Origin of the sequence: Streptomyces luomodiensis, from assembly GCF_031679605.1 — a bacterium.
GTDB classification, from domain to species: Bacteria; Actinomycetota; Actinomycetes; order Streptomycetales; family Streptomycetaceae; genus Streptomyces; species Streptomyces luomodiensis.
Window position 1 is genome coordinate 9,258,826 of sequence record NZ_CP117522.1, and the last position, 12,751, is coordinate 9,271,576.

Below are 12,751 nucleotides of genomic sequence, written 5' to 3' on the forward strand. Positions count from 1 at the left end.
GATGAGCGCTTTCTGGCAGCCCATCGTCCGGGCCGGCGAGCCGACGGCACCGCTGTCGGCCGGTCAGCGGTCCCTGTGGTTCCTCGACCGGTGGGCACCGGGCACGGCCACCTACAACCTGCCCTGGGTCCAGCGGCTGAGCGGGCGCCTCGACCCGGCTCTGGTGGAGCGCGCCCTGCGCGGTGTCGTCGAGCGGCACGAGGCGCTGCGCACGGTGTTCTCCGCGGCGCTCGGGGAGCCGAGGCAGGTGGTCCGCGCGGAGGCCGAGGTGCCGTTCACGGTACAAGACCTCACCGAGGAGCCGGATCCGGAATCCCGGTCGGCGCTGCTGCTGCACGATGTGGTGCGCCGGCCGTTCGACCTGGAGCGAGGGCCGCTCCTGCGCGGCTGCCTGCTCAAGACGGGGCAGGACCGGTGGATCCTGGCGGTGGTCTTCCACCACATCATCTGGGACGAGCTGTCCACGGCCGTCTTCGAGCGGGAGCTGGCCGAGCTGTACACCGCCGCCGAGCAAGGCCGGCCACCGGCCCTGGAGCCCCTTCCGGTGCAGTTCACCGACTACGCCCGCTGGCAGCGGGAGCGGATGACCGGGGCCGCCTACGAGCGCGAACTGAAGTACTGGGAAGAGCGGCTCGCCGACGCGCCGGAGTCGTTGGCCCTGCCCACCGACCGGCGCCGTCCGGCGGCCCAGACCTTCCGCGGTGCCACGGCCACCGTGCCGCTCCCCGGGGACCTGCTGGACCGGACGCGCGAGGTGGCACGGCACGAGGGCGCCACCGGCTTCATGGTGCTGCTGGCCGCGTTCGCCGCCCTCGTGCACCGGCACACCGGCCAGAGCGACCTGGTGCTCGGCACCCCGGTGGCCGGCCGGGACCGGCTGGAACTCGAGGGTCTGCTCGGATACTTCGTCAACATGCTTCCGCTGCGGATCGACACCGGTGCGGAGCCCACCTTCAGAGACCTGCTGGAGCGGGTCCGCGACGGTGTACTGGAGGACTTCGACCACCAGGACGTGCCGTTCCAGGCCGTGGTGGACCGGGTGCTCGCCGGCCGACCGGCCGGCCACTCCCCGTTGGTCCACGTCGTCTTCGGCTACCACGACGGCCGGGGTGCGGACCGGCTGCGCCTCGGTGACGCGATCGGCCACCCGGTGCCCACCGACACCGGCACCGCCAAGTTCGACCTGATCTGGTCCGTCTGTGACGAGGACGCGGGGGCACGGCTCGAGATCGAGTACAACACCGACCTCTTCGACGAGTCGACCGCGGTGCGCATGGCGCGGCGCTGGGTGAAGCTGCTGGACGCGGTGCTGGCCGACCCCGAGGCCGGCATCGCCCGCGTCGACCTGCTCACCGACGAGGACCGCGCGGTGGTCCAGCCGGTGGCCGCGCCCCGGGTGCCGGCCGGCGCCAGACTGCACGAGACCTTCGAACGGATCGTGGCCGAACACCCCGAGCACATCGCCGTCAGCCACGGCGAGGAGCGCCTCACCTACGCGGAGCTGAACGCCCGAGCGAACCGGCTGGCCCGGTTCCTGCGATCGCGTGGCATCGAGCGGGGAGACCGGGTCGGGCTGTCGCTGGAGCGCGGTTTGGCCCAGGTCGAAGCGGTGCTCGCGGTGCTCAAGGCGGGAGCCGCCTACGTACCCGTCAACCCCGCCGACCCGGTCGACCGGCAACAGCTGATCTTCGGTGACGCGCGGGTCCGGCTGGTGCTGCGCGACGAGGACGTGGCCGCCGCGGCGGCATCCCGGACGTGGCCGGAGGGGAACCTGTCCCTCGCGGGCTCGGCCGAGGACTCCGCGTATGTGATCTTCACCTCCGGTTCCACCGGGCGCCCCAAGGGGGTGGAGGTGGCACACCGCAACGTCACCGCCCTCTTCGAGGCGGCGGCCGGGAGATTCGGTTTCCGCGCGGACGACGTGTGGACCGCGTTCCACTCCTACGCCTTCGACTTCTCCGTATGGGAGATGTGGGGGGCCCTGCTGTACGGAGGACGGTTGGTCGTGGTGCCCCTGGAGATCGCGCGGGCACCCGGGCGGTTCGCCGAACTGCTGGTGCGCGAACGGGTCACCATCGTCAGCCAGACCCCGTCCGCGCTGGCCCAGCTGACCTCCGCGCTGGCCGACATCCCCGTTCCGGCCGAGGACCTGCGGTGGGTGGTGCTGGGCGGCGAGGCGTTGCAGCCGCACCACGTCGCCACCTGGTTCGAACGGGCCAAGGCCCCGGCGGCCCGGCTGTGCAACATGTACGGGATCACCGAGACCACTGTGCACGTGACCGCACATCACATCGAGTCCGCGGGCTCCTTCGAACACAGCGTCATCGGCCGCCCGCTGCCGCACCTGTCCGTCGCGGTGCTCGACCCGCACGGTGCGCCGGTGCCGATCGGTGTGGTGGGCGAAATGGTGGTCGGCGGGGCCGGTGTGGCCAAGGGCTACGTGGGCAATCCCCGGCTGACCGCCCACCGGTTCGCTCCCGGACCGGTGCCCGGGGACACCTCACCGTGGTATCGCACCGGCGACCTGGCCCGGTGGCGCGGGGACGGCACCCTGGAGTACCACGGCCGCGGCGACGACCAGGTGAAGATCCGCGGCTTCCGGATCGAGCCGGGCGAGATCCGCCATGCGCTCCTGGCACACCCGCAGGTCCACGACTGCGCGGTGGTCGCGCACCAGGACCCGGACGCCCCGCCCCATCTGGTCGCCTACGTGGTGGGCGAGGCCGGCGCCGCCGAGGTCCGCGCCTTCCTCGGCGCGCGGCTCCCGGCCCACCTGGTGCCGTCCATCGTCATGTCGCTGGACGAACTGCCGCTGACCTCCAACGGCAAGGTGGACCGGCGTGCGCTGCCCCGGCCCCGGGCCGAGGCCGAGCGCGGCACCGGGCACACCCCACCGGAGACCGACGCGGAGCGGCTGGTGGCCGAGGCGTGGCAGGAGGTACTCGGCGTGGCGGACATCGGGAGGGAGGACAACTTCTTCTCCCTCGGCGGCGACTCCATCCGCAGTGTCCAGGTGGCCGGGACGCTCCACAAGCGGGGGTACGAACTGGACCTGGAGGCGTTCTTCACCACCCCACAACTGGCCGAACTGGCGTCCCGGCTGCGACGCGCCGACGGGTGCGCCGACACCGGCGGCCGGACGCCGTTCGAGCTGGTCCCCGCCGCCGACCGCGACTTCCTCCCGGCCGGCCTGGACGACGCCTATCCCATGACCTCCATGCAGCTGGCCATGGTCTACCACATGGAGGCCGACCCTGGGCGCCGCCCCTACCAGAACGTCAACAGCTACCGGATGTCCGGCGACTTCGACGAGAAGGCCTTCGCCGCCGCGCTCGCCGAGGCCATGCACCGGCACCCGGTCCTGCGCACCAGTTTCGACCTGGTCTCCTTCAGCGAACCGATGCAACTGGTCCACCGGGACGCGCCGGTGCCGCTGACGGTGGAGGATCTGCGCGCGGTGGGCGAGTCCGAGCAGCTGACCCGCGTCACGGACCTGGCGCTGCGCGAGTGGGCCGTCCCCTTCGACCTCACCACCGCCCCGCTGCTGCGGGTCGTCGTGCAACGCCTCGCCGAGGACGTCTACCAGCTCACCCTGGTCGAACACCACGCCATCCTGGATGGCTGGAGCTTCACCTCGCTCTTCGCCGAACTGCTGGAGCGGCACGCCGCACTGCGCGACGACCCGGCGTCCCCTCCGCCGCCGGCGCCCACCTCCCTCTTCCGGGACTACGTGGCCCTGGAGGCCGCCGCCAAAGCGTCCGCGGTGTCGCGGGAGTTCTGGGCACGGCGGATGTCCGGGGTCCGCCCGACCCGGTTGGGCAGCACCGCGAAGCGGGGTGAGGGACGCGGTGCCGACACGGGTGTGGTGGAGCGCGTGCTGCCGGACGCGCTGGCCGCCCGCGTCCCGGCGTTGGCCGCGGCCGGCGGGGTCGGCGCGAAGAGCGTCGCGCTGGCCGCCCATGTGGCGGCGATCTCCCGGCTGGCCCGCACCCACGAGGTGGTGACCGGGCTCACCGTCAACGGCAGGCTGGAGGACGGGGCCGGTACCGAGGCCCGCGGTGTCTTCCTGAACACCGTCCCGCTGCGCGTACCGCTCGACGGGCAGACCTGGACCTCCCTGGTGCGCGAGGTGCACCAGCAGGAGAGCGAGATCACACCGCACCGCAGGACGCCGTACAGCGAGATCGCCAGACACCTGGCCGACCCCACCCTGGACTGCAGCTTCACCTTCAACCGGTTCCACGCCCTGGGCCGTCTCCCGGCCGCGCAGACCCGCATCGTGGACCCGCGGCTCGGTGTGGAGCCGACGGTGCGCCGAGAACCCAACCACTTCGCGCTGAACGTGGCGTTCGTTCAGGACCCGACGTCGGACCGGGCCATGCTGATCGTGGACAGCGCGGACAGCACCCTTACACCCGATCAGCTCCACCAGTACGTCGCCGACTTCCTGGCGGCGATCCAGCACATGGCCGACGTACCGGACGGCTCCGTCACCACGTGGCGGGGCGGAGAGGGACCCCGATGAGTGAACCACGACCGCCGGAGACCTACACGGTGGTGGTCAACGACGCCGGCCAGTACTCGGTGTGGCCGGCCCACCGGGCAGTGCCCGGAGGCTGGCGGGAGACCGGCTTCCGGGGCGACCGGGACAGCTGCCTCGACCACGTCGAGAACGTGTGGGAGGGGCCGCGTCCCGCCACGCCGCGTCCCGCCTGATCCCCCGGCGTGGTGGCCCCGGGGAGGAGGTGAGGCACCTGGAGTTCCGTGCCCCGGACACCGGAGCACCGTCTGCCACCCCTCGCCAACCGATCGCCCGACAACCCAAGGAGTGCAACATGTCGCGTCAGAAGGGCACCGGCCCGGGTGCGTTCAGCCCCGAGGGAGACCCGGTCGAGCTGTACTCGATCCTGCGGGCCGGCCGGACGCCCCAGGTGGTGGACAGCGCACTGCCCCGCGAAGCCTCGGTACTGGAACTCGGCGCGGGCACCGGACGTGTCACCCACCCACTGATCGCTCTGGGACACCGGGTGGTCGCGGTCGACCACAGCGCCGAGATGCTGGCCAGGATCGAGGGAGCCGAAACCGTCCACGCCGAGATCCCGGACCTGCGACTCGGACGGACCTTCGACGCCGTGGTGCTCGGCTCCTGCCTGGTCAACTTAACCGACGCGGAAGTGCGCTACGAGATGATGGCCACGGCCAGGCGCCATGTGCGCCCCGGCGGCAGCGTACTGATCGAACGGGCACTGCCCGAGTGGTTCACCGGGGTCGGCGAACCCAGGGTGTGGGACGACCTCACCGCCACCCTGCTCACCGTGGAGCGGCTCACCCCCGATCTGGTGCGCGCGTTGATGGAGTACCGCTGGCAGGGGCGCCGTTGGACGCACCTCCAGATCGTCCAGTTCCTCGACGACAGCACCATCGACACCTACCTGGAGGCGGTCGGGCTGCGTCGCAAGGAATGGCTCACCGAGGACACCTCATGGCTCGCCGCCTGCCCCGTCAGCTGATCAGTCCAAGAGAGCGAGGCGCCTTCGTGCACGCTTCCCGCACGGCCCCCCGGACCGAGGGAGACTGGTTCTGGCTACCGGTGCCCCGCCCGCACGCCGCCATCCGACTGCTCTGTTTCCCCCACGCGGGTGGCGACGCCACCGCCTTCACCTCGCTCGGCCGGCTGCTGCCCGAGGAGATCGAGCTGTGGGGGGTGCGGATGCCCGCGCGGGGCGGGCGCGCCCGCGACCCCTACCCGGAGAGTTTCGGCGCACTGGTCCACGCGGTCGGCGAGGCCGCGCTGCCCCACCTCGACCGGCCTTACGCCGTGCTCGGCCAGAGCATCGGCGGACTGGTCGGCTACGAGGTGGCCAGGAAGCTGAGCGCCCGGCTGGCCCCGACGGCCTGCGTCGTCATCGGATTCGCGCCCCCGCACACCTGGCGGGAGACACCAGGTTCCGGCGGCGACGCCGACGTGCGCGACCTGGTGGACTTCATGCTCCGCAACGACGCGCGGGCCGGCGCGGTGATCAACCATCCGGCCCTGCGGGAGATGGTGCGACGGGTGCTCCTGGCCGACATGGGTCTGGTCCGCAGCTACCGGGACCCGGGCACCGGACCGCTGGACTGTCCCCTCCAGGCCATCCTCGGGGCCGACGACGAGGCGGTCACCGCGGGGGAGATGGAGGAGTGGAAACGCTGCTCCACCGGTGGCCACCGGCTCGATGTGCTGCCGGCCGGGCACCTGGTGCTCCAGTCCGGCGAGACCGCCGCGCGGCAGGTGGCCGCCATCGTCCGGGACCTGCTGCTGCCGTCCCTGTACCAGTGAGTCACTCGCCGATGACGGGCCGAGGAACCGCGACCGATGCCGGCAGACCTAAGGACCAGCATGAACACCGTGACCAGTACCACCGTCCTGCCCGACCTCACCGACCCCGCGTTCTGGGCGCGCGAGGACAGCCACCTGATCCTCCGTGAGCTGCGCCGACGGGCGCCGTTGTGGCGACTGGAGTCGGCCGCGGAGGGGCCGTTGTGGTGCGTGCTCTCCTACGCGTTGGCCGGCGAGGTCCTGGGCGACGCGGCCCGGTTCAGCTCCGAGCGCGGATCTCTGCTGGGCACCGGCAGGGACCGGGCGCCGGCCGGCGCGGGGAAGATGATGGCGCTCACCGACCCGCCGCGCCACCGGGAGCTGCGGAATCTGGTGCTGCCGTTCTTCACCAAGCGGAAGGCGGCCGAGCTCAGCGGACGCGTGGCCGACCTGACCCGGCAGGTGGTGCACGGCGCGCTGGAAGCGGCGGAGACCGACTTCGTCAGGGACATCAGCACGGCGGTTCCGCTGACCGTCATGTGCGATCTGCTCGGCGTCCCGGACGAGGACCGGGACCATGTGGTGCGGATGTGCGACCGGGCGTTCCTCGGCGACACCCCCGCAGAGCGCGCCGAGGCACACCAGCAACTGCTGCCCTACCTGTTCGCCCTCGGACTGCGTCGCCGGGCCGACCCGCGGGACGACATCATCAGCTCGCTGGTCACCCACGAGGTGGACGGCCGTCGGCTGCCGCTGGACGAGGCTCTGCTCAACTGCGACAACATCCTGGTCGGCGGGGTGCAGACGGTACGTCACACCTCGACCATGGCGATGCTCGCGCTGACCCGGCACCCGGACGCCTGGCGGGCCATGCGCGAGGACGGATACGACCCCGAGCTCGGGGTCGAGGAGCTGCTGCGCTGGACCTCGGTGGGCCTGCACGTGCTGCGCACGGCCCGGACGGACACCGAACTCGCCGGACAGCGCATCCGGGCAGGGGACCGAGTGGTGGTCTGGACACCGGCCGCCAACAGGGACGAGGCGGAGTTCGAGGACCCCGGCCGACTGCGGCTGGACCGCACCCCGAACCGGCATCTGGCCTTCGGCTGGGGACCGCACTACTGCATCGGTGCGCCACTGGCCCGGGTGGAGCTGGCCTCGCTCTTCGGCGCCCTGGCCGAGGTGGCCGAAGGGGTCGAGGTGCTGCGGCCACCGGTGCCCAACCGCTCCCTCATCAACTTCGGACTCGACTCCCTCGTGGTGCGCCTGCACGCGAGGGAAACGGCCGGCCGGCCGCGCCCGGTCTGACCACCGTGCCGAACGCGGCCGCGCCGCACAGGTCCGTGCCCCGACGCGGACGGGGATCGAGGGACCGGGCGGGCCCTCGATCCCCGTGCCACCGAGCCGACGTGAGGGTTGGGCGTCACTCGGCCGGATCGGTCTCCCAGGGACGCGGGGGCTCGGCACGGGCCGGGATGTCGGCGTAGGACCGGGCGCGGTCCACGGCGGCGCCGATGGCATCGGTGACGCGCGCGTAGCCGCCCGCGGCCAGCACCGCGCCGAGGTCGCGCACACAGCCGGACAGCACCTCCGGGCCGCGCAGCAGCACCGCGCTCGCCAGTTCCACCGCCCGCGCGCCGCTGAGCAGGAAACGCGCCACGTCCGCGCCGGACCGCGCCCCGTTCGTTCCGACCAGCGGCAGCTCGCGATCGGCGGCGAACGTCTTCGACACCCAGTACAGGCTCACCGGGAGCATGCCGGGCCCGCCCACGGCACCCCATGAACCGAGCACCGGCTCGCTCGTCACCGGGTCCGGCCAGAACCCGTTGAACCGCCCGATCATCGCGACGGCGTCCGCGCCCGCGCCCCGCGCGGCGGCCGCCAGGGCCAGGGGGCTGTCGGCCTGGGCGGGCAGCTTCACGATGAGGGGAGCGTCGAGCGCGGCACGCACGGTGCTGGTGTAGTGCCGCACCATCTCCGCGCCCGTGACCTGCCGGACGGCCGTCGCCTCCCGGCCGTGCGGTGCGCCGATGTTGAGCTCGACCGCCGAGACCACCTGCGCCATCTCGCGGGCGATGCGCGCGGCCGGTTCCGGCTCGGCCACGGTGATGCTGCCGATGATGTGTGCGCCGAGGTCGCGGGCGCGCCGGCCGGTGCGCTCCAGCATCGCCAGCCAGCCGTCGAGCGAGGCGAGCCCCGACCGGCACAGCAGGGTCTCGTCACCGCCGCGCCGCCGCCAGTCGACCTGGTCACCGGCGCGGTCCAGCAGCGCGTAGTCCGCGATGAGCAACTGCCGTGCCGCCGCCGGGGATTCGTTGACCGATTTCGCGACCACGGCGCCGGCCCCGGCGTCGAGGCAGGCGAGGATTCCCCGCTCGGTCATGGTCGCCTCCGACGAGGCGGCCATGACCGGGTTCTTGAGCCGCAGCGGCCCGATCGTGGTGGACAGGTCGGTCATGCGACGAGCTCCTTCTGGGGGGCCGGGTCGGCCAGGTGGTCCACGCGCCGGCCGATCATGAACACACACCCCGCGCTGAGCAGACCGGTCGCCGCGAGGAACAGGGCCACCGGGAGGTACTGACCGCCCTGACCGGCGAGGGCGACCGCACCGAGGGGCGCGAGACCGCCGCCCAGGATGCCCGCGAGCTGGTAGCACAGGGAGATACCGGTGAACCGGACGTCGGCGGGGAACAGCGCCGCGGCGAACGCGGGCAGCGGGCCGTACACCAGTGACCGCCCGAGGTTGAACAGGATCATGCCCAGCCAGAGCAGCACCACGCTCCCGGTGCTCGCCAGCGAGAACAGCGGAACGGACAGCGCCGCCGTGGCCAGGGTGCCGACCAGGATCACCGGCTGTCTGCCCCGGCGGTCGGCCAGGACGGCGGCCGTCGGCAGGGACACGATCTGCACGACGGCCACCAGCATGGTCCCGATCAGCAGCTCGTTGGAGCTGAAGCCGAGGTGCTCGGTGCCGTAGCTGGTGAGGAACGTGGTGGACAGGTAGAACCCGGTGAGGGTGACGATGATGGCGCCCGTGCCCAGCACTACCGCGACCCAGTGATCACGCAGCACGGTGCCCAGCGGCAGCCGCCCCTTGTCCTGTTGCCGCGGGACCTGGACCTCTTCGACGCGTGCACGGACGAACTGCCCGATCGCGATCAGGACGGCGGACAACAGGAACGGGATCCGCCAGCCCCATGTCCGCACCGCGTCCGCGGACAGCGTCTCGACCAGCGCGAACACGCCCGCGGCCAGCAGGAGGCCCAGAGGAGAGCCGACCTGTGCGAACGACCCGTAGAAGGTGCGGCGGCGGGCGGGTGCCCGTTCCACACCCAGCAGCACCGCGCCGCCCCATTCGCCGCCGACGGCGAGTCCCTGGAGAAAACGCAACGCCGTCAGCAGGATCGGCGCGGCGATGCCGATGGCCGCGTAGGTGGGGAGCAGGCCGATCGCGAACGTCGAGAAGCCCATGAGCAGCAGGGTGACGATCAGGACGTGCTTGCGCCCGACGCGGTCGCCGAGGTGGCCGAAGACGATGCCACCGAGCGGCCGCGCGAGGAACCCGATCGCGAACGTGGCGAACGCGGACAGCGTCCGCGCGGTCGGGCTCAGCGAGGGGAAGAACAGGTCACCCAGGGCCAGCGCGGCCGCCGTGCCGTAGATGTAGAAGTCGTACCACTCGACCATCGTGCCCACCAGCGAGGCCACGGCCACCCGGCGCAACTGGCGGCGTTCGGTGTTCACCCTCTCTCCTCCCGGATCTCGCGCACGAGGGACACCGCCGCCGAGGCGAGCATCGACGTGTCGTTGGACACCACGACGAATCCGCACCCCTGGGCGATGGCCCGCACCGCGGGCCCGGCGGCGGCGAACGCCAGACCACACGGCTTCCCCGCCTCCGCGGCGTACCGCAACGTCCACGCGATCATCTCCCGCACCACGGGGTCATCGGGTGTGGTGCCCATCGACAGCGACAGGTCCGCCGCGCCGACGAAGACCGCGTCCACCGCGGGCAGCGCCAGGATGGCGGGTGCCGCCTCGATGGCCTGTTCGCTCTCCAGCTGCGGGACGCACAGGACACGCTCACCGACGTACTCGGCGGTGGGCCGCAGGCCCCAGCGCCCGGCGCGGCTGGTCCCGCCGGCGCCACGGTCGCCGTCGGGCGGGAACCGCACCGCGCGGCCCACCGCCTCGGCCTGGGCGACCGTGTCCACCTTGGGTACGAGCACCCCGGCGGCGCCCGCGTCCAGCACCTTCTGGAGCGTCGACGGCGTGTGGTCCGGTACCCGCACGAGCGGCGTCATGCCCAGTGCGGACGCGCTGTTCACCAGCCGGTACGCCGTCTCCAGGGTGAGGGGCGCGTGTTCGAGATCCACCACGACGAAGTCGAACCCGGCATGGGCCACGATCTCGACGGGCTCGGGGCCCGCCATCTTCAACCAGGTGCCGACCGGCACCCGCGATCCGGAGAAGAGGGTCATGGCCGCGGGTACTCCTCGGCGTTGAGCACCCAGCCCGGCTGGGCGGAGAAGTCGGCGCGGGGCGGGGAGAAGATGTCGATCAGCTGGTTCCGGCCCGGACCCACCGCCGCCGAGGTGTGCACGGTCGGCGGCGGGATCACGGTCACCGACGGGCTGCCGACGCGCACGTGGTCGTCGTCGCGCCAGGTGCGCGAATCCGTGGTCCACGGGGTGCGGATGTGATGCACGAACTCCCCGTCGACGGCCAGCGACACCTGCTCGAAGTCGTCGTGGTGGTGCGGCGAGAGCTCTGAGGGGTCCCGTGGCCCGTCACCGGCGGCGAGGAAGTTCACCATGAAGGCGCGCGTGCGGAAGATGCGGCCGAACCGCCCGGGTTCGGCGGGCACGTCGGCGAGTGGGTACACCCGCAGCCGGTCGCCGCCCACCGGAGCGGGCCAGGGGGTGAGCGGTGTGACGCGCGGGTGCGGATCGGCGTAGGAGGCGGCGTTGCGCGCGCGTTCCGCCCAGCCCGGCTCGTCGGTCCGGATCAGCCGTACCAGATCGCCGTCGCCGAGCGAGACGACGGTGCTGGGTCCGGGCGGAACCACGATCAAGCCCTGCCCGCGCAGCGTGACCTTCTCCGCCCCGGCGACCACTTCGGCGGCCGAGGAGTCGTGCACCAGGAGCACCACGTGTTCGTGGCGGAACTCCTCCCGGCCGAGCGACTCGCCGGGGGCGGGTGAGGTGTAGGCGAGCAGTACGTTCTGCGCCCGGGTGATCCAGGTGCCGCGGCCGAGGCCGGCGAAGTCGTGGTACTCGGGCGCGGCGATACCGGAGTCCGAGGCGGCCGGGGCGAGCCTGGCGCGGGGGTCGTCCTTGGTGTACACGGTGTCCCTCCTCAGTCGTCGGGTCGGTCGTCGGGTCAGTCGTCGAGCCCGAGCAGATAAGCCGGGTTGTCGCAGGTCATCCGGCGCAGATCCGTCTCGGGCAGGCCCAGGTCGAGGAGGGCGCCGCACACCCGCAGATACGCGTCCACCGGTTTGGGGTTGGCGGCCTGGCCGAGGTCGGAGGAGATCACGGTGTGCTCCGGGCCGATCCGCTCGATCCACTCGAGCAGCGACCGCGGATCCCAGTGCATATGTCCCTCGGGGTCGTACATGCCGACCTCGTGCTCGATGAACGCACCCAGCGCGACGAACTCCCGGCACTGCTCGGGCTCGGCGCCGATCACGAAATTGGGGTGGTTGACGATCAGCCGCCGGATGCCCTTGGCCTTGGCCGCTTCGAACAGCTGCCGGATGCTGTCGGGATACATGTGCCCGCCGGAGAGCAGCGCCCCGGTCTCGGCGACCACGTCCAGGATCTCGTCCACCTCGGGCCTGAGTTCGCCCGAGGAGTCCTGGATGTCGATGCGTTCGCAGGTCAGCGGAACGGTTTCGGTGGGGAAGCCGTCGCCTTCGCGGTGGCATTCGATGTGCCGGCCCGAGGACATGGTGGGGAACCACACCACCTTGCCGCCCATGCGCAGGGACATGCGCACCGCGTGCGGGTTGAGCCCCCCGACGAAGCTGTTGAGCGCGATTCCGCCGTAGACCTCGATGTTCAGGTCACGCAGCCGGGGTGCCATGGCGAGCACGTCCATGACGGTGTTGTGGTGGTGGGACTTGACCACCATGGCGCGCATGCCGAGCCGTTCCTGGGCGTCGATCGCCGCCTCGACATGGTCGAAGCGGCGGGGGAACGGACTGGGCCCGGAGTGGCAGTGCAGGTCGACGCTGCCTCGCAGAATCCTGGCCACCGGGTCGGATGTCGTGGTCATGGGAACTCCCTTCGCCCTCATGGATGTTCGCATTACACACTGAGGCGGCACGATGCGAACGTCAAGAGACGTTTCTGCTGCACGGGGCTTGTCTCTGTAGGGACTCGTTGTTCACGATGTAGATCAGCACTCGCTCTATGCGAACATCCCGAGTGATCTTTTCGAGGGAGCAGC

The 12,751-nt window shown here is 71.8% G+C and carries 10 protein-coding genes; 5 read left to right on the forward strand and 5 right to left on the reverse strand.

Going from position 1 to position 12,751, the window contains the following annotated elements; all coding sequences use genetic code 11:
• Window position 1 precedes the first annotated feature (1 nt).
• From PS467_RS38965 to PS467_RS38985, 5 genes are all read left to right on the forward strand, one after another.
• Entirely contained in the window at window positions 2-4,525 is a 4,524-nt protein-coding gene (locus tag PS467_RS38965) for a non-ribosomal peptide synthetase (protein ID WP_311039242.1), read from the forward strand.
• A complete protein-coding gene (locus PS467_RS38970; protein WP_311039243.1) occupies window positions 4,522-4,716 on the forward strand; it encodes an MbtH family protein in 195 nt (64 codons plus the stop codon). The genes PS467_RS38965 and PS467_RS38970 overlap by 4 nt, the downstream gene beginning before the upstream one ends.
• Before the next feature lie 119 nt (window positions 4,717-4,835).
• A complete protein-coding gene (locus PS467_RS38975) occupies window positions 4,836-5,510 on the forward strand; it encodes a class I SAM-dependent methyltransferase (protein WP_311039244.1) in 675 nt (224 codons plus the stop codon).
• Window positions 5,511-5,536: 26 nt separating this feature from the next.
• Window positions 5,537-6,319: a thioesterase II family protein gene (locus PS467_RS38980; protein ID WP_311039245.1), complete on the forward strand. Its 783-nt coding sequence runs from the start codon at window positions 5,537-5,539 to the stop codon at window positions 6,317-6,319.
• 60 nt (window positions 6,320-6,379) lie between these two features.
• Window positions 6,380-7,606, forward strand: coding sequence for a cytochrome P450 (locus PS467_RS38985; RefSeq protein ID WP_311039246.1), 1,227 nt, complete (start codon window positions 6,380-6,382; stop codon window positions 7,604-7,606).
• Window positions 7,607-7,721: 115 nt separating this feature from the next.
• Here PS467_RS38985 and PS467_RS38990 read toward each other — a convergent pair whose 3' ends face one another.
• The 5 genes from PS467_RS38990 to PS467_RS39010 are packed head-to-tail and all read right to left on the reverse strand — an operon-like array spanning window position 7,722 to window position 12,577.
• Complete coding sequence (locus PS467_RS38990; RefSeq protein WP_311039247.1) at window positions 7,722-8,756, reverse strand: hypothetical protein; 1,035 nt, start codon at window positions 8,754-8,756, stop codon at window positions 7,722-7,724.
• Window positions 8,753-10,042: an MFS transporter gene (locus PS467_RS38995; protein ID WP_311039248.1), complete on the reverse strand. Its 1,290-nt coding sequence runs from the start codon at window positions 10,040-10,042 to the stop codon at window positions 8,753-8,755. Before PS467_RS38995 ends, PS467_RS38990 begins: the two co-directional genes overlap by 4 nt.
• Window positions 10,039-10,779, reverse strand: a complete 741-nt coding sequence (locus tag PS467_RS39000; RefSeq protein WP_311039249.1) for an HpcH/HpaI aldolase family protein — start codon at window positions 10,777-10,779, stop codon at window positions 10,039-10,041. The genes PS467_RS38995 and PS467_RS39000 overlap by 4 nt, the downstream gene beginning before the upstream one ends.
• Window positions 10,776-11,645, reverse strand: coding sequence for a cupin domain-containing protein (locus PS467_RS39005; protein ID WP_311039250.1), 870 nt, complete (start codon window positions 11,643-11,645; stop codon window positions 10,776-10,778). The genes PS467_RS39000 and PS467_RS39005 overlap by 4 nt, the downstream gene beginning before the upstream one ends.
• A 35-nt stretch (window positions 11,646-11,680) precedes the next feature.
• Complete coding sequence (locus PS467_RS39010) at window positions 11,681-12,577, reverse strand: DUF6282 family protein (RefSeq protein WP_311039251.1); 897 nt, start codon at window positions 12,575-12,577, stop codon at window positions 11,681-11,683.
• Window positions 12,578-12,751: the final 174 nt, after the last annotated feature.